This window comes from Archangium sp., from assembly GCF_036277355.1.
Classification (GTDB): Bacteria; Myxococcota; Myxococcia; order Myxococcales; family Myxococcaceae; genus Archangium.
This window is the reverse complement of sequence record NZ_DASUNC010000200.1, coordinates 51466-68315: the sequence shown is the minus strand read 5'-3', so window position 1 is coordinate 68315 and position 16850 is coordinate 51466. Positions and strand designations below refer to the sequence as shown.

The 16850-nt window shown below is 68.6% G+C and carries 11 protein-coding genes; 3 read left to right on the top strand and 8 right to left on the bottom strand.

Annotation, left to right across the window (positions count from 1 at the left end; all coding sequences use genetic code 11):
- Positions 1-16: 16 nt before the first annotated feature.
- Positions 17-1972: a PAS domain-containing sensor histidine kinase gene (locus tag VFZ09_RS49540; protein WP_329734864.1), complete on the bottom strand. Its 1956-nt coding sequence runs from the start codon at positions 1970-1972 to the stop codon at positions 17-19.
- 246 nt (positions 1973-2218) lie between these two features.
- Here VFZ09_RS49540 and VFZ09_RS49535 point away from each other — a divergent pair, with 246 nt between their 5' ends.
- On the top strand, positions 2219-3643 hold the full coding sequence (locus VFZ09_RS49535) for an RtcB family protein (protein ID WP_329734863.1): 1425 nt from the start codon (positions 2219-2221) through the stop codon (positions 3641-3643).
- Positions 3644-3777: 134 nt separating this feature from the next.
- Positions 3778-4275, top strand: a complete 498-nt coding sequence (locus VFZ09_RS49530) for a hypothetical protein (protein ID WP_329734862.1) — start codon at positions 3778-3780, stop codon at positions 4273-4275.
- A gap of 30 nt (positions 4276-4305) precedes the next feature.
- Here the strand turns inward: VFZ09_RS49530 and glgC are convergent, their stop codons facing one another.
- The gene (gene glgC / locus VFZ09_RS49525) at positions 4306-5535 is read right to left on the bottom strand and encodes a glucose-1-phosphate adenylyltransferase (RefSeq protein ID WP_329734861.1); all 1230 of its coding nucleotides are present in this window, start codon (positions 5533-5535) and stop codon (positions 4306-4308) included.
- A gap of 133 nt (positions 5536-5668) precedes the next feature.
- Here glgC and VFZ09_RS49520 point away from each other — a divergent pair, with 133 nt between their 5' ends.
- Complete coding sequence (locus VFZ09_RS49520; protein WP_329734860.1) at positions 5669-6553, top strand: GGDEF domain-containing protein; 885 nt, start codon at positions 5669-5671, stop codon at positions 6551-6553.
- 85 nt (positions 6554-6638) lie between these two features.
- Here the strand turns inward: VFZ09_RS49520 and VFZ09_RS49515 are convergent, their stop codons facing one another.
- The 6 genes from VFZ09_RS49515 to VFZ09_RS49490 all read right to left on the bottom strand — a co-directional run bounded on the left by VFZ09_RS49515 (position 6639) and on the right by VFZ09_RS49490 (position 16739).
- Positions 6639-7667, bottom strand: a complete 1029-nt coding sequence (locus VFZ09_RS49515; RefSeq protein ID WP_329734859.1) for an NAD-dependent epimerase/dehydratase family protein — start codon at positions 7665-7667, stop codon at positions 6639-6641.
- The gene (locus VFZ09_RS49510; protein ID WP_329734858.1) at positions 7664-12067 is read right to left on the bottom strand and encodes an AMP-binding protein; all 4404 of its coding nucleotides are present in this window, start codon (positions 12065-12067) and stop codon (positions 7664-7666) included. The genes VFZ09_RS49515 and VFZ09_RS49510 overlap by 4 nt, the downstream gene beginning before the upstream one ends.
- Before the next feature lie 18 nt (positions 12068-12085).
- Positions 12086-13699, bottom strand: a complete 1614-nt coding sequence (locus VFZ09_RS49505; protein ID WP_329734857.1) for a lactate racemase domain-containing protein — start codon at positions 13697-13699, stop codon at positions 12086-12088.
- 18 nt (positions 13700-13717) lie between these two features.
- Positions 13718-14383 (bottom strand): HAD family hydrolase, encoded by a 666-nt coding sequence (locus VFZ09_RS49500; RefSeq protein ID WP_043394327.1) that lies wholly within the window; start codon positions 14381-14383, stop codon positions 13718-13720.
- Positions 14384-14802: 419 nt separating this feature from the next.
- The gene (locus VFZ09_RS49495) at positions 14803-15273 is read right to left on the bottom strand and encodes an NUDIX hydrolase (RefSeq protein ID WP_329734856.1); all 471 of its coding nucleotides are present in this window, start codon (positions 15271-15273) and stop codon (positions 14803-14805) included.
- 2 nt (positions 15274-15275) lie between these two features.
- A complete protein-coding gene (locus tag VFZ09_RS49490) occupies positions 15276-16739 on the bottom strand; it encodes a DUF2380 domain-containing protein (protein WP_329734855.1) in 1464 nt (487 codons plus the stop codon).
- Positions 16740-16850 lie beyond the last annotated feature (111 nt).

Sequence of the window (16850 nt, the reverse complement as noted above, 5' to 3'; positions counted from 1 at the left end):
GTGACGGGCACGGCCCTCAACGTGGATGGGGGGCTGTCTCCGGCGGTGTAGCGGACGCCTCGTCCTCCAACAGCGGGAGGGTGAAGTGGAACGTGGAGCCGTGGCCCACCTCGCTCTCCACCCAGATGCGGCCGCCGTGGCGCTCGACGATGTCGCGGCAGATGTAGAGGCCGAGCCCCAGCCCTCCGAAGCCGGAGATGGGGGCGTTGCGTGCCCGGAAGAAGCGCTCGAAGAGGTGATCCTTCTGGTCCGGGGGGATGCCGATGCCCGAGTCCGACACCGAGACGCGGGCCTGCGCCCCGTCCCGCTCCACGCGCACGCGGATGGTGCCGCCCGTGGGGCTGTACTTGAGGGCATTCTCCAGCAGATTCACCAGCACCTGCGCGAGCCGGCCGCGGTCGCCCTGGATGAGGAGCGGCCCGGCGGGCTCCTCGTATTCGAGCAGGCGGTGGGGGCTGACCGAGCGCAGGTCCGCCAGCACCTCCTGGGTGAGCGCCCCGAGGGACACGGGCTCGTGCCGCAGCTCCAACCGTCCGGCCTGGATGCGCGAGGTGTCCAGCAAGTCGTTGATGAGCCCGGAGAGCCGCGCCACCTGGGCGAGCGCCTTGTCCACGTGCTGGGCCGGGACGGGCTGTCCGGAGGCCATCCGGTGCTTCAGCACCTGCAGGTGCAGCTTGAGGGGGGTGAGCGGCGTCTTCAGCTCGTGCGAGGCGATGGACAGGAAGTCGTCCCTCACGCGGACGGCCTCGCGGGCCTCGCGCAGCAGCCGCTCGCTCTCCGCCTGGGCGCGGCGCTCCACCGTCACGTCCCGGTATGTCCAGACGCGGCCGATGATGGTGTCTCCCAGCCGCTGGGGGCGCGAGTAGCGCTCGAGGACGCGCCCGTCCCGGAGCCGCAGCACGTCGACGCCTTCTTGCTCCGAGCTCGCCAGCAACTGCTGGGTCCGCTCGTGGACCTGCTCCGCGTTCTCCAGCTGCGAGCGCATGTGCTCGCTCAGCACCCGGCCATCGCGGCAGTCCAGCAGGGCCTCGGGGATGCTCCAGAGCTTCTGGAAGCGCTTGTTGATGGCGGTGACGTACCAGTCCTGTTGGAGGACGATGACGCCGTCCGCGGTCGATTCCAGGGTGGCGCGCAGCAGCGAGACGCTCTGCTCCAGGTCCTCCCGGGCCCGGCGCTGCGCGGTGACGTCCACCATGATGCCCCGGAGCTGGCGGGGGACGCCCTTCTCGGAGACGACGGTGACGATGTCCCGCAGCCACACGCTGCTCCCGTTGGCCGCCACCATCCGGTACTCGAACTCGTGGGCCCTGCACTCCCGGGCGGACTTCATGCAGTAGGCGGAGGCCCAGTCCCGGTCCTCGGGGTGCAGGTGCTTCAACCAGAAGTCCGGCTCCTCCAACCACTGCGGGATGGGGTAGCCCAGGATGCGCTCGGCCTGTTTGCTGACGAAGGTGAAGCGGAAGTTCGCGTCCGTCTCCCAGACGATGCCGTCGATGGCGTCGATGAGCTCCTCGTGCATGCGCTGGGTGCGGGTGATCTCCCGGAACATCTCGTCGAGGCTCGAGGCCGTGGGCTCCGGGGCCTCGGGCTGGAGCGGTGGGGCGAGGAGCCGGACGGTGCCGATGAGCTCCCCGGCCCCATCCGGCGAGGGCTCGACGGCGTTCAGCTCCACGGCCAGGCGGACGGGCCTTCCCTCGGCCGAGACCCCGTGGAGCTCGAGGGCCCGGGGCACTCCCGTCCTGGACACCGCTCCCCAGGCCTCCAGCAGTCCGTGGAGATCCTCCGGGTGCACGAGCTGGGAGACGAAGCCTCGCGACTTCCACGCCTCCAGGGGGTGACCGAGGGCCTGGAGGAGGGCGGGGCTCACCCAGCGGAACCGGGGGGGCAGGCCACCTCCCAGCCAGATCAGCGGGGAGGGATCCGCCACACCGGCCGGCTCCGGGTGCTCCTCACTGCTCTGTGTAGAGGCCATGGCTCTCCTTTCCGTCCCCCGCAAGCGTAGCGCGGGAGCCGGTGGGACATGGCATTCAACACAGGTGGAGCCCCAAGCACCTGGGGCTTCCTCGCTGACCGCCCGGTCAGGCGTGGCGGTCGCGTCCGTCCCTGGTGGCAGCGGACGCTCCGGCGTCCACGGCCGCGGCTGCTGACCCGAGGTCTCGAATCCATTCGCACACGTCCCCCGAGCCCTTCCGGGCGCGGGCCAGATTCCGAGAAGGTCATGCAGCCGAAACTGAACCGGCTCCTGCGGGCACTCGCCCGTGAGGGGCTCGATGTGACGTACGACGGTCGTGTCTACACCGTGCGCCTCCAGGGCGATTCCCACGCGCCGCCCGCCGAGGTGCTCCTCCCACCCGAGCTGCCCGTGGAGGGCAAGGCGTTCCAGCAACTGGCCGCGCTCGCGGCGCTGAAGCACCCCGGGGGGGGCCGGGTGAAGCGTGTGCGCGCCACGCCGGACTTCCACCCGGGTGACTCCGGTGTGGCCATCGGCTCGGTGGTGCACACGGAGGGCCTGGTGGTGCCCGCCGCGGTGGGCACCGACATCAACTGCGGCATGCGCCTGCACGTCGCGGACCTGCCCGTGGAGACCTTCCTCGCCCGCCGGGATGCCTTCGTCGAGCGGATGAAGGGCCACTACTTCTTCGGCACGCGGGACGTGGCGTTGGGCTCGCGCGCGGTGGAGGCGCTGCTGCGCGATGGCCTGCCGGGCTGGCTGCTGGAGACGATGGAGGCGCCACTGGGCGTGGTATCCCGGGCGGACCTGGGGCAGCTCGAGCGGGAGTCGGCGCGGGTGTACCTGGGCGGGGCGCTGGAGGGAGACCCGGCGTGGGCGCCCACGGGGCTGCGCCGGGAGGGCGTGGTTCGCGACCCCGGCCTGGCCACCATTGGCGGGGGCAACCACTTCGTGGAGGTGCAGCGGGTGGAGGCGGTGATGGACCGGGCGCGGGCGTGGGAGTGGGGTGTGCGCGAGGGACAGCTCGCGTTCATGATCCACTCGGGCTCGCGGGACGTGGGCAGGCACGTGGGGAACACGTGGCGGGAGCGGACGCGGGCGGCGTGGCCGGTGGGGGCGCCCCTGCCGGAGAGTGGGATTCTGCCGTTGGTGGAGCCGGAGCAGGTGCGCGAGTACCTGCGGGCCGAGGCGACGGCGGCCAACTACGCCTTCCTCAACCGGCTGCTGCTGGCGGAGCTGCTGAGGCAGACGCTGCGGGAGCTGTTCGGGGACGTGGAGGCGCCGCTCGTGTACGACGTGCCGCACAACCTCACCCTGCCGTGGGAGGGCGGGTGGCTGGCGCGCAAGGGGGCGTGCCCGGCGGAGGAGGGGCAGCCGGTCATCATCCCCGGCTCCATGGGGGCGGCGTCCTACCTGATGGTGGGGCAGGGCCACGCGGAGGCGCTGGCGTCGGCGTCGCATGGGGCGGGGCGGGCGCGCTCGCGCTTCTCCATGGCGCGGGGCGAAGCGGACCGGCGGGAGGAGGCCCTGGGCCTCACGGGGGTGGACTGCATCACCCTCCGGGCCGAGCGCCGCATCGAGGAGGCACCGGCGGCCTACAAGCCCATTGGCCCGGTGGTGGCCTCGCAGGTGGAGGCGGGCATCGTCCGGGAGGTGGCGCGGATGGCCCCGCTGATGACTTTCAAGGCCTGAGAATCCCCTGGGCTTCACCGGGGGGAGCGTCAATTCCCTGGCGCTCCCCCCCGCCACCGGGTGGAATCGGCGGGCGCGCGGGCCTGTCGGCCCACGGAAGCATGACCCCCGAGATGGGGAGGGGAAACACACACATGGACCACATTCCGGACAACCCGCCGGCGGCGGCGGGGCCTGGGCCCGACAAGGCGCTGCGGGACGCCGTGAACATCCCGGGCTACCTGCTGATGGCGACGGGGGCCCTGGTCGTCCTCTTCTGGCTCATCAGCCTGCTGACGTCGGTCCTCGGAGGAGGGAGCCCTGTCCAGCTGACGGAGTTGCCGCCCGAGTTCTACAGCGACCCGAACCTGGCGCCGTACCGGGCGTTTCTCGAGCGGTTGATGGCCGCCCAGGCCCAGGGCCCGAGCGTGGGGGAGATCCTCTACAGCCTGCTGGGAGTGGGGCTCGGGGGGCTCATCGCCTTCGGCGGCCTGCAGATGACGAAGTTCCGGATGTACGGCGTGGCGCTCGCCGCCTCCATCGTCGCCATGGTGCCGTGCTTCTCGTGCTGCTGCTGCGCCATCGGCGTGCCGGTGGGCATCTGGGCCCTGGTGGTGCTGAGCCGGCCGGAGGTGAAGGCCGCCTTCCGCTGAGGCGGCCTTCCCGGGGGCCGAGCGGGGGGCTCAGGCCACCTTCATGCCCTTGGGGATGACCACCACGCCGCCGGAGGTGACGTGGAAGCGGCGGCGATCCTCCTCCAGGTCGTACCCGATGGTCATCCCCGGGGGGATTTCGACGTTCTTGTCGATGATGGCGCGGCGGATGCGGCAGCGCCGGCCGATGGTGACGTTCTCGAAGAGGATGGAGTCCTGCACCTCGGAGAACGAGTTGACGCGCACCTTGGGGGAGAGCACCGAGCGGTTCACGTGGCCGCCGGAGATGATGCACCCCTCGCTCACGAGCGAGTCGGTGGAGTGGCCCACGCGGTTGTTCTCCCGGTCGGCGAAGACGAACTTGGCCGGGGGGAAGTTGTTGGGCTGGGTGTAGATGGGCCAGCGGTCGTTGTAGAGGTTGAAGACGGGGTTCACCTCCACCAGGTCCATGTTGGACTGGTAGTAGGTGTCGATGTTGCCCACGTCCCGCCAGTAGCCGCGCTCCTTCTCCTCCTGGCCGGAGATGACGTTCTGGGCGAAGTCGTACACGTAGACCGGCTCGCGCTTGTACAGCTCGCTGATGATGGACTTGCCGAAGTCATGGGCGCTGCCCTCGCTGGCGGCGTCGCGCACCACCTCCTTCACCAGCAGGTCGGTGGAGAAGAGGTAGTTGCCCATGGAGGCCAGGCAGTACCTGGGATTGCCGGGCATGGGCGGGGGGTTCTTGGGCTTCTCCACGAAGCCCTTCATCCGTCCGTCCGGGCCCACGTCGATGATGCCGAACTCCTTGCCCTCCTCGATGGGGACGGGGATGGCGGCCACCGTGCAGGCGGCCTTGCGCTGCACGTGGAAGTCCAGCATCTGCTGGCAATCCATCCGGTAGACGTGGTCGGCGCCGAAGACGAAGATGTAGTCCGGCTCCTCGTCGGTGATGATGTTGAGGTTCTGGTAGATGGCGTCGACGCTGCCCTTGTACCAGTCCATGCCGGTCCGCATCTGGGCGGGCACGGCTTCCACGTAGTGTCCGAGGAAGGCCGACATCCTCCAGGCCCGGGACAGGTGCTTGTTGAGCGAGTCGCTCTTGTACTGGGTGAGCACCTTCATCCGGTAGATGCCGGAGTTGGCGAAGTTGGACAGCACGAAGTCGATGATGCGGTAGCGCCCGCCGAAGGGCACCGCGGGCTTGGCGCGTTCACGGGTGAGGGGCTCGAGCCGGGTTCCGGCGCCCCCTGCGAGGATCATTGCCAGCAGTTTGGCCATATGACCGGGCACGTTACCCCCGGTTTCGGGCCCTTCAAGGGTGCTGGAGGGGCACCGTTGAGTATCCAAACCGGGGGGAGGGGCATGGCCCTCGTGGCTTCCACCTGCCCAGCCGTGCTATGTCTTCTAATCGATGGCTGGCGACGAAACCCGAGTAACCAAGATCTCCTCGATCAAGGAACTGGCGACCCCCGTCGAGGCTGAATGCTGCATCGTTCAGATCCACGGACCGGAGCTCGGCAAGAAGTACGCGCTCCAGGAGACCGAGTTCACCATCGGGCGGGAAGAGGGCAACCACATCGTGGTGGACCTCGACAACGTGTCGCGCAGGCACGCGATGATCATCCGCAAGCAGGGGCGGATGTTCGTCAAGGACCTGGCCTCCACCAACGGCACCTACCTGAACGATCAGGAGGTGACGCAGGAGACGCCGCTGCGCTCGGGCGATCTCATCAAGGTGGGAGGGTCCATCTTCAAGTTCCTCACCGGTGACAACGTGGAGCTGCAGTACCACGAGACCATCTACACGCTGACGATCGTGGATGGGCTCACCGGGGTGAACAACAAGCGTTACTTCCTCGAGTACCTGGAGAGGGAGATGGGGAGGTGCCACCGGTACGGGCGCCCCCTGACGCTGATGATGTTCGACATCGACTTCTTCAAGAAGATCAACGACGTGCACGGGCACCTGGCGGGGGACTACGTGCTGCGCGAGCTGTCGCAGACCATCAAGCGGATGGTGCGCAAGGAGCAGTGCTTCGCGCGCTACGGCGGCGAGGAGTTCGCGCTGGTGGTGCCCGAGGACGGCCTGGAGAAGGCGCGCATCTTCGCGGAGAAGATCCGCCAGACGATCGAGAAGAAGCAGTTCGTCTTCGAGAACCAGGACATTCCGGTCACCCTGTCGCTGGGCGTGGCGGACATGACGCCGGACATGGTGGAGCCGCTGCAGTTCATCAAGGTGGCCGACGCCAACCTGTACAAGGCGAAGAAGACGGGCCGGAACAGGGTGGTCTGGTAACAGCAGAAGGCCGCCGTCAGCACTGCTCCCTCAGCACTGCACCCTCAGCTCTGCTCCCTCTCCCTTCGGGAGAGGGGAAATGGGCTCAGGTCCCCTCGCGAAGCTCCTCGAGCCGGCCCTTGGTGCCCGGCAGGTGCCCCGGCGCCATCCGCGTGAACAGGTACTGCACCGTGTCGTGCAGCGTCTGGTGGACGTCCCGGGCCTTGAAGCCCAGCTCGCGCTCGGCCTTCGAGGCGTCCAGCCAGAACCAGTGCTCGCCGATGTCCACTTCCTGCGGGTCCAACGCGGGCTTCGTCCCGCGCCACTTCGCCACCTGCTCCAGCACCTTGGCCCCGAGCACGTTCACCTTCGAGGGCAGCCGCAGCCGCGGCGCCGCCACGCCCGACAGGCGCTCCAGGCGCTCGAAGAAGTCCGGCATGGACATGTTCACTCCCATCAGGTGGCGCCCGTACACCTCGCCCCGCGTCAGCGCGTTCGCGAACGCCTCCGCCGCGTCGCGCACGTCCACGAAGCTCATGCCGCCCCCGGGCATGGCCGGCAGCTCGCCCTGCAGGAACTTCATCACCGTCCACGTGGAGCTCAGCCGCTCATCCCCCGGGCCCATCAGCAGGCTCGGGTTGAGCACCACCAGGGGAATGGCGTGCTGGCGGCAGTACTCCAGCGCGAGCTTCTCCTCGTAGATCTTCGACAGGTAGTACGGCCAGCGTCCCACCACCTTGATGGGGAAGCCGTCGTCCTCGGTGCCGACGCGCTCCTCCTTGGACACGGCGATGGTGCCCGAGGTGGAGGCGAGGATGACGCGCTGGACGCCGGACTCGCGCACGTCGCGCAGCAGCTCGCGCGTGGCGTCCACGTGCAGCTCGTACATGCGCCGCGCGTCCTTGTCCTGGAAGGAGACGAGCCCCGCCAGGTGGTAGACGGCCTGCACGCCCTCGAGCGCGCGCCGCACCACCTCGCGGTTCTTCAGGTCTCCCGGGACGTACTCCGCCTTGTCGAAGCCCGGGCCGGCCGGCTTGGAGCGGCCGATGATGCGCACCTCATGGCCCGCGGCGACGAGCCGCGGCACCAGGTGCGCGCCCAGGAAACCGGTGCCTCCGGTGACGAGCAGCTTCAAGACTCACTCCCTCCCGAGGACAGCGCGCGGCGCTGCTCCTCGACCGTCGCCGATTCATCGAAGCTCAGCACGCGGCCGGCTGCCAGCGCCTGGATGGAGTCCTCCGCCAGCCGGGTGGCGTAGCGGTAGCTCTCCGAGCGCGCCATGCCCTGCGTCTTGGCGCGCAGCATCTCGTACGTGAGCGCGGGGCCGATGTGGGCCTCCAGCTCGCGGGACTTGGGCACCATGCGGCCCTTGGGCAGGGCCTCGAAGGCGCCCTTGAGGTAGATGGGCAGCACGTCCACCCCGTAGGTGAGCGCCAGGTAGCCCAGCGTGGGCTTGAACTCGAGCAGCTCGCCCGTCACCGAGCGCGTGCCCTCGGGGAAGATGAGCAGGTTGAAGCCCTGGCGGAGCGCGTTGCCGGCCAGCCGCAGCGACTCGCGCAGCGAGCCGTGCCGGTCCATGGGGATGAGGTCCGTGAAGTTCTCGAAGTACGCGCGCTTGAGCGGCGTATCGAAGAAGTAGTCCCGGGCCGCCAGCGTGGTGAGCCGCTGTCCCTGCTCGTCGAGCACCACCTTCACGAGCCCCATGTCCAGGTGGCTCGTGTGGTTGGCGATGACGAGGAAGTTGCGGTTCATGGGGATGAAGGGCTTGCCCGTCACCTTCACGTCGAAGAGGCCGCCGAAGATGGCCTGCTGGCCCAGCCGCACCAGCTGCCGGCCCACCGAGACGAGGGGCTCGGGCACGGGGATCTCCACCTCCTCGGCCTTCTCGGTCTCGCGGGAGATGTCCTTGGCGCGCGTCTCCATGGCGGGGCGGCGGCCGCTGGCCACCACCAGCTTGCGCAGGTCCTCCACCGTCTGCACGTGCGTCAGGTCATTCACCGCGGGCAGCGGCACGCCGGCCTGCTCCAGGGCCACGGACAGCTCGGTGAGCATCAGCGAGTCCAGGCCCAGGTCCACGGAGAGGCGTGACTCGGGGCGGATCTCGGAGAGGGGCTTGTTCACCACCTCGGCGATGAGCGGGTAGAGCCAGTCGGAGACGCCGCCGGTGCTCTGCACCTTCTCGCGGGCCTTCTCGCCCGAGGAGGCCAGCTTCTCCAGGCGCTTGAGCTCCTCCACCACCACCTTGCGCTTCACCTTGCGCGACGAGGTGCGCGGCAGCTCGCCGTCCCAGAAGCGCAGCACCTTCACGCGGCGGTAGAAGGGCATCTCCTGGCCCGTCTTGCGGAAGTGCTCCTCCAGCTCGCGGCGCACCTCCTCGCGGGGCCGGTCCTTGTAGTCCGGCACGCACAGGCAGGCGACCTTCTCGCCACCGGCCTCGTCCGGCAGGCCGACGATGGACAGCTCCTTGATGTGCGTGTGGGGGCCGTAGACCTCCTCGAGCTCGTCCGGGTACACGTTCTTCCCGTTGGCGTCGATGATGACGTCCTTCTTGCGGCCCATCAGGTACAGGCGGCCCTCGGAGTCGATGCGCCCCAGGTCCCCCGTGTACAGCCAGCCCTCCTTGAGGACGGCGTCGGTGGACTCCTTGTCGCCGAAGTAGCCGGCCATGACGTTGGGGCCGCGGGCGAGCACCTCGCCGATGCCATCGTTGTCCGGATCCAGGATCTTCAGCTCGACGCCCGGCAGCGCCTTGCCCACCGTGCCGGGCAGACGCTTGTTGACGTTCGTCTCGGAGACGGTGAGCACCGGGGAGGCCTCGGTGAGACCGTAGCCCTCGATGATGTTGAAGCCGAGCTGGTGGAAGGCCTTGTGCACGTCATCCGGCAGCGCCGAGCCGCCGGACACGAGGAACTTGATCTTCCCGCCGAACTTGCGGTGCACGGGCCAGAAGAGCAGCTTGCCCAGGTTGAGGCTGCTGCGGTTGCGCAGCTCGCCGTGGGCGGACATGAGCGTCTTGAGCGCCTGCTCCACCATGGGCGGCCGGCTGGCCATCTCCTGCGTCACCTTGCGGTGCAGCAGCTGCCAGAGCGCGGGCACGCCGATCATCGCCGTCACGCGGCCCGACTCGAACACCTCGCCCAGCCGGTCCGAGGTGAGCTCGTCGATGTACGTAATCTCCGTGCCCCGAGAGAAGGGCGTGAGGAAGCCGGCGGAGAACTCGAAGGTGTGGTGCAGCGGGAGCACGGAGAGGACGGAGTCGCCCATGCCCACGTTGAAGGCACCCGCCAGCTTCGCGATGAGGGAGGCGAAGTTGCGGTGGGTGAGCATCACGCCCTTGGGGGTGCCCGTGGTGCCCGAGGTGAAGATGAGGCTGGCCACGTCGTCCGCGGCGGCCGTGCGGCGCACCGGGCCGATGGCGTCCGGGTACGCCGGGTCCCCACTCATCGCCTCGGCCATGCTGGCCACGCGCGTGGCCAGGCCCGCGCCCGTGAACGCGGCCTCCAGGCCCGGCAGGTCCTTGGCGGCCTCCTCGGTGAGCAGGATGAACTTCGCCTCGGCGCGCCGGGCGATGTTGACGATCTCCGTCTCGGTGAGGCTCGGGTCCACGGGGACGGCGGTGCCGCCCGCGCGGAGAATCCCGAAGTAGCAGACGGGCCACTCGGGGCGGTTCTCGCCCAGCAGCATCACCCGCTCGCCGCGCTTGACGCCTTCCTTCAGGAGGAAGCTGCCCACGCGGTTGGCGTAGCGGTTGACCTCGCCGTAGGTGAGGCGCTCCTCCTTCTCGTCCGCGGCGTAGCGGAAGGCCACCCGGTGGCGCCACGCGTTGACGCTCGCCTCGAGCATCTCCAGCAAGTCCCGGCTGGCGGGGATGACGGTGCGCTTCTTCGTCTCCTCCTCCAGGCCGGGGAACACCCACTTCTCCAGGCCGGGCAGGTGGGTGTCGAGGAAGTAGACGCGCCAGTCGATCATCTCCGGGGCCCAGGGGATGCGGACCCGGTCATGGTGCGCCATGCGCGCGTACACCGAGCGCGTGTTGTCGCAGCGGAAGACGTAGCGGTTGTCGTAGAGGAAGGGGAGGAAGAGCTCGATGAGGCCCACCAGGCTCAGGGCCTGGTTCTCCACCTCGTCCAGCGTCTCCCTGGCCTTCTCCAGCGCGGCCTGCACGCGGGGGGCGCCCCAGGCCGGCTTCACCTCGTCGATGACCTGCTTGAGGAAGCGGGCGCCCTTGACGAACATGGGGGCGCTGAGGTTCTCGAACACCGCGCGGCTCACCGGCACGGGCTCGATGCGCGAGCGCACCTCGTTCATCAGCGCGTTGCCCGTCTCCTTGCTGCGGTAGTAGCGGCGGCGGTACAGGCCCACCAGCTCGATGGAGCGGCTGGCGTAGAAGGGATTCACGTCACCCGAGGCCAGGTTGTAGACGCGCCGCTCCTCCACCTGCATGCAGTGGGCGGTGATGCCGATGGTGGCGCCGGCCACGTGGTCCACCGGGATGATGTCCAGGATGGCCTTGTCCCCGGCGGGGATGTTGCGGTGGCCCTTGATGCCGGCGAAGGCCAGCGGCGCCGAGGTGGTGAAGCCCTCGTTCCACCCGGGGAAGGGGAAGTGCTGGGCGGACTCGACGACGGAGGGCCGGACGATGGCGTAGCGCAGGCCCGGGGTGCTGGCCATGACCTGCTCGCCCAGGCTCTTGGTGTACGTGTACGTGTTGGGCCAGCCCCAGTGCTGCGCGCGCTCCATGCCGGCGCGCACCAGCTCGCCGGTGAGCCACAGCTTGCGCTCGCGGCCCATGGCCAGCCGCAGCGTCTTCTCGTCCGTGGCGTCGCGGCCCTCCTGCTCCAGCCGCTCCAGCGCCTTCTTGCGGAAGGTGGACGCCAGCGCCTTGTCATCCGCCTGCTCGCGCAGCCGGGCGACGATCTTCTCCGCGTCCGCCAGCTCCTGCTCCAGGCTGAAGTCGCGCCCGTCCATGTCCTCGCGGCGCGGGAAGTAGCCCACCACCTCCTCGTCCTCGAAGACGAGCCCGCTGCGGTTGCCCGCCACGAAGGCCGTGGACATGTGGATGAGGGGCACGTTCCACTGGAGCGCCAGCTCCACGGTGTACTTCACGCCGTGGGTGTTGACGTTGAGGCCCACCTCCAGCGACGGGTTGAAGGACACCAGGCCCGCGCAGTTGATGATGGCGTGCACCTTGCCGGTGAGCCCATCCGCCTGCTCCGGGGTGAGGCCCATGAGCGGATCGGTGATGTCGCCGTCGAGCACCTCCACCTTGCGGCGGATGAACTCGATGGCGCCCTGCTCGCCATAGGTGTCGCGCAGCGGCTGGAAGGGCTCGCTGGTGGCCACCTTGTCGTAGAAGCGCCGCTCGGCGGAGGGGGCACTGCCCTTGCGCACCAGCACATAGAGCTTGTCCAGCGTCTCGCCGTAGCGCGACAGGAGCATGGACAGGGTGACCTTGCCCACGAAGCCGGTAGAGCCCGCGAACAGCAGGCGCTTGCCGGTGAAGACCTCGGTGACGTTCAGCTCGGAAACACTCATCGTGGGGAGCCCAGGGGGTTACTTCACGTCGACCATGACGGTGGGGGCGATGCGCAGCAGGCTGATGCTGGCCGAGCGGCCCATGAAGCCGCGCGCCTCCTCGATGGCCTCGGTGAGGGTGTCGGTACGGTCCCAGCCGAGCAGGGCCGGGACGTGGTTGTTCTCCCCGCCCGCGAGGATGACCTTGCCCACGTGCTGGCGGCCGTTCTCGCCCCAGTACCACATGTAGAGCGGGTGCACGCCGTGGTAGGCGTTGCCCTTGCGGTACAGGTGCACGTAGCTGGGGTTCTCCGCGAACTCGCGCTCGTACTTCTGCTCGATCTGCACGGCGTCGCGCGTTTCAGGCAGCACGCGGTTGAAGAACTCGATGTAGCTGGGGTGCTGGACGGGGTCGAACTCGTCGAAGGCCGGGTGGGTGAGGATGAGCACGCCGCCCTTCTTCACCAGCGGCACGCCGCGGTTGAGGTTGAAGAAGTAGCCCAGCCCCATCACCTGCACCAGCAGCGGGTTGAGCATGGAGTTGACGCTGTAGGGCGAGACGAACGGGATGGGGAAGATGACGATGTCGCTCTGCCCCTGCACCGGCACCACGTACTGCTGCCAGCTCTTCTCCAGCGTCTTGGCGTGGGTGGGCTCGGTGGCTCCGGCGAACACGCCCGTCACGTCATAGGGCGCGGGGATGGAGTTGAGCACCTTGCGCGCCGCCGCCCGCGGCATCTTGGACAGCGCGTAGCGCATGGCCTGGAACTTCAGCCGGTCCCCCTCGGTGTAGTCCTCCTCCTTCTTGTGGAGGAAGTCCACGCCGGGGCCGAACATGCGGTTGTTCAGCGACGTCTCGATGTGGAACACCTTGAGGTGCTTGTCGATGGCCCGGCCGATCCGCTCGTTGCGCCGGTACAGCTCGCTGTGTCCCGGCTCCATGTAGCTCTTGGACTCGCGGATCGTCTTCGGGTTGTGGTGCGCCCGGAGGCTGGCGTAGTTGGCCACACCGGTGCCCATGGACTTGTGCCCGCCGTTCATGGGCACGAAGTTCACGTTCACGTAGACGATGAGATCGCTCTCGGCCACGCGCCGGTTGACGGCCACCACGTGCGAGCCGCACGGCGTGCGCTCCAGCTCCACGATGCCGTCGGGATCCTCGGCGTCATGGTTGTAGTAGCGGTCCGGGTAGAAGGCGTCGTGGATCTTCTGTCCCACCATGCGCCGCATCTCGCCTTCCGTCATGCGGCGGTGCAGGGCGTTGGCGATGACGAGGTGGACGTCATCCACGCCCGAGTCGGCGCACAGCTCCAGCACCACCTCGAGGATGGACTGGCGCACGTCCGGCGTGGCCATGGGCGGCAGCGGGACGGAGATGTCGTCGATGACGCAGGTGAGCTTCATCCCGGGGCGGAGCAGGGCGTGCAGCGGCTCCATGCCCTCGGGGTGGTTGATGGCCCAGCGGATGGCGGCCTTCACGTTGGGCACACCGGCCAGGGGCGGCCGGGGGAAGATGACCCGGGTGCCCACGGGCAGGTCCTCGAGGAGGAAGTTCTCCCCGTAGAAGAGCGCCCGCGGGGGGCTGCCCTTCTCGGTGATGACCACCTGGCTTTCCTCGTCGTAGAGCTTCTGGAGCGTCTTGAGCGGGCGCATGTCGTACGGAACTTTCGGTTACTTGAGGTCGAGGATGGGCCAGTTGTAGGCCCGGGCGATGGAACGCAGGCGCATGTCCGGATTGACGGCCGTGGGGCGGCCCACCACGGACAGCATGGCGTAGTCGGAGGCGCTGTCGGAGTAGCCATGGCACTGGTCCAGCGCCAGGCCCTCCCGGACACAGTAGGAGCGGATGGCGTTGGCCTTGTTCGCTCCCTCGATGATGGGGGGAATGACCTTGCCGGTGGCCTTGCCGCCCACGAACTGCATCTTGTTGGCGATCATGTCGTCGGCGCCCAGGTAGCGGGCCAGCGGGCGCATGCTGAAGTCCAGCGCTCCGGTGACGAGCACGATGCGGCAGCCGACGCGGCGCGCCTGGTCGATGAGGTCGCGCGTCTGCTCGTAGATGGCCGGCTTGAGGACGTCCTCGAACATGTCCTCGGCCACGGAGATGAGGCGGTCCTCGGACAGGCCGGCGTAGTAGCGGTAGAAGAACTCGTTGAACGTCTTCCGGTCCAACGCATCCATGGCCGCGAAGAGGGGCACACTGGCGGCGGTGGCCAGGGTCCTCCCCGCGATGCCCAGGAGGGAGCCCCGGTTCATGGCGTAGTAGGCGTAGACGTGGACGACGTTGGTCTTAATCAGCGTCCCGTCGACATCGTAGAAGGCGGCTTTCGCGGGCATGGGCAAGGCGGGCTTCCTGACACCGGAGTCCGGCGTGTGTCAACCGCGCGATAACGCCCGGAATTCGCTGAAGGAGCGAGGGGCTGGTGCGAAGGCCGCTATGCGGTGCGGGCGAGCAATCCCCGTGTCATGCGGGCTTCTGAGGGGCATGAGCCCGGCGCGCCCGCGCATGCGGACGTGGGGCGAGCAGGCGCGTGGGGGTGGATGGGAGCCCATGCGCGTGGAGGGCCCCTGCGCGCCCATGGCGCCGGCCTGAGGACTGGTGCTCTGGGTCACTCGTCGTCGACTACGAGTGAAGCCTGTCTAATATGTAGGATTGATGTTGATTCACTCGTAGTCGGCTACGAGTAAGGGGGTGGGGAGGCGTCCAAGCCTTCCGGGTCATCGGCGGCCCGCCAGGCGGGGTCCGCGATGGAGGTTCAGACTTCCTCGTCGGGCAGGAGCGTCCGGAGGAACTCGTCGTCGGGGCCGAGCGGGCGCCAACCGGGTGGTGGCGGCGAGGCGAGGAGCGTATCGCCGGCCTGGTCGACGCGCTTCTCATGGGATGCTGGGGTGAAGCTGGCCCACATGGCGAGTACCTGGGCAACCGTGAAACGGGATGGGTCATCCAACACGGCGGGCCAACCATCCGGGAGATGTTGAGACAAGAGGCGCACAAGAACATCGCGCACGAAACGTGTGACCTGCTTGCGCCGCTCCGCTTCGGTCAGCAACCCGCGCAACACCTGCACTCCGGCGACGTCGTCCTCTCCCAGCTCGTCGGCGAGCGCATGCAACGAGACGGCGGGGCGAGCCTCGGCGAAGGCGGTGAGGGAGTCGAAACCACGCTCGCGGACCCGCTCATACAACCGGGTCATCCAGTTGCCCTGCCAGGCTCCCCCTTCCGACATGGTCATCTCCCGGGAACGAAGTTCATCGGGATTTTATACAGCCTCATGTACTCCGCGACGAGCTTCAGGATCTCGCTCTGCGTCAACGTATGGCCCGCCCTGGTTTCGGCTCGTTGCAGTGCCTTCATGATCATCTGGTTCCATTCGCCGGGCCACATGCGTCCCAGGCGCCAGTCACCACCTCCATGAATGGCCTGGTGGCTCGCCAGTTCCATCTCGACGCAGAACTGGTCGATGCTCATGTCGCCGGTGAAGCCGCGTTTCTCGAACCACTCGCGGAACTCTTGTGGCAGCACGTGGTGCCGTGGCGGATCGGCCATGCCGGCCCCCGCTCTGCCCGTCACCCTCATGGCCCGCACCTCGGGCCCATCGCCCAGCGCTTCGCGCACGCCCCTGGGCAGCTCGTCGTACGCCTCGGCCATCATCACCTGGCCGGCGTGAATCCGCACCGCGGCGCTGACGGCGGGCAGCGAGATGACACCCGCCCGCACCAGCTGGCGCATCATCTCCACCCACTCGGCGGAGACGACCATCCGCGTGCCCATCATCACGCCGTTGGAGCCCATCACGAGCCCCACACCCAGCGTGGCGGAAGTGGCGGGTCCCAACATCCGGGGCAGTACCATCTTCATCGCCGAGCCCAGGGCCACCGATTCGAGGAGATCCTTCACCAGCAATATCTTCTGGAGGTTTTCCCCCGACTCGAGCACGCGCTTACGGGTCGCGGCGAACTCGCCGGTGAGGTGGCCGATGAGCGCGGGAAGGTCGGCCGCCGCGGCCTCGGCCTGTCCTGGCTCCCCGGAGGCGAGGGCCGTCATGGCGGGACCGAGCATCGTGCGCAAGCGCTCCAGCTGCACGAGCAGCCGCTCCACGCTGTAGGACGGGTGCTGCGCGAGCACCACGTCGGCGAGGGTGAGGAAGTCGAGCCAGACGGCGAGCAGCATGGCGCCCATCATGGCGGACTGGAGGCGGGGGCCGCCGAGGCGCAAGAGCGCCCGCTGCATGTCCGGGTCCTCCATCTCCGAGGCCAGGGCGGACAGCCGGGTGGCGGCGGCGAGCTCGGCGTCCATCCATCGCAGTTGCTGGGTGCCGTATTGCACGAAGGGAACGAACAGCTCGGGGTAGTGGCCAGCAATGCCCCGCTTGCTGGCCTCGAGTCTGGACAGCTCACCGGACATGAGGCGGGTGGAGGTGGTCACGTCGCCCAAGGCCCGGACGAACGCCAGGTGGGCCGCCAGGGCCTCCTGCCGCGCGGGCTCCACCGCCGTCACCGCTTCACGGGCGCCCTGGCGGCGGTGTTGCCGTTGCGACGTCCCGGCCTCCAGCACCAGGGAGGGCGTCTCCTCCTCGCGAGGTGAGTAACGCAGGTTCTTCCCCCGGCCAGGAGGGGGCGTCCAGGACGCGCAGCTGGTGGACAGCAGGGCCAGGGCAAGCAGAAGGACCGCCCACCGGGGACGTGGCCGCATCGGGGTCATCAGTGCCTCCGAGAGAGGACTCCGACTCTAGCGGGCGCTCCGACCTCCGGGCGGCTGGACGGCACGGCGTTGGTGCTCCAGCCACCGCTGCTCCGCGTCACG

Bases quoted from the DNA above. Each gene is read 5' to 3' on its own strand.
- VFZ09_RS49495 (WP_329734856.1), bottom strand. From the start codon at position 15,273: ATGTCGGAAGGGGGAGCCTGGCAGGGCAACTGGATGACCCGGTTGTAT.
- glgC (WP_329734861.1), bottom strand. From the start codon at position 5,535: ATGGCCAAACTGCTGGCAATGATCCTCGCAGGGGGCGCCGGAACCCGG.
- VFZ09_RS49505 (WP_329734857.1), bottom strand. From the start codon at position 13,699: ATGCGCCCGCTCAAGACGCTCCAGAAGCTCTACGACGAGGAAAGCCAG.
- VFZ09_RS49540 (WP_329734864.1), bottom strand. From the start codon at position 1,972: ATGGCCTCTACACAGAGCAGTGAGGAGCACCCGGAGCCGGCCGGTGTG.
- VFZ09_RS49530 (WP_329734862.1), top strand. From the start codon at position 3,778: ATGGACCACATTCCGGACAACCCGCCGGCGGCGGCGGGGCCTGGGCCC.
- VFZ09_RS49500 (WP_043394327.1), bottom strand. From the start codon at position 14,383: ATGCCCGCGAAAGCCGCCTTCTACGATGTCGACGGGACGCTGATTAAG.
- VFZ09_RS49490 (WP_329734855.1), bottom strand. From the start codon at position 16,739: ATGCGGCCACGTCCCCGGTGGGCGGTCCTTCTGCTTGCCCTGGCCCTG.
- VFZ09_RS49535 (WP_329734863.1), top strand. From the start codon at position 2,219: ATGCAGCCGAAACTGAACCGGCTCCTGCGGGCACTCGCCCGTGAGGGG.
- VFZ09_RS49520 (WP_329734860.1), top strand. From the start codon at position 5,669: ATGGCTGGCGACGAAACCCGAGTAACCAAGATCTCCTCGATCAAGGAA.
- VFZ09_RS49510 (WP_329734858.1), bottom strand. From the start codon at position 12,067: ATGAGTGTTTCCGAGCTGAACGTCACCGAGGTCTTCACCGGCAAGCGC.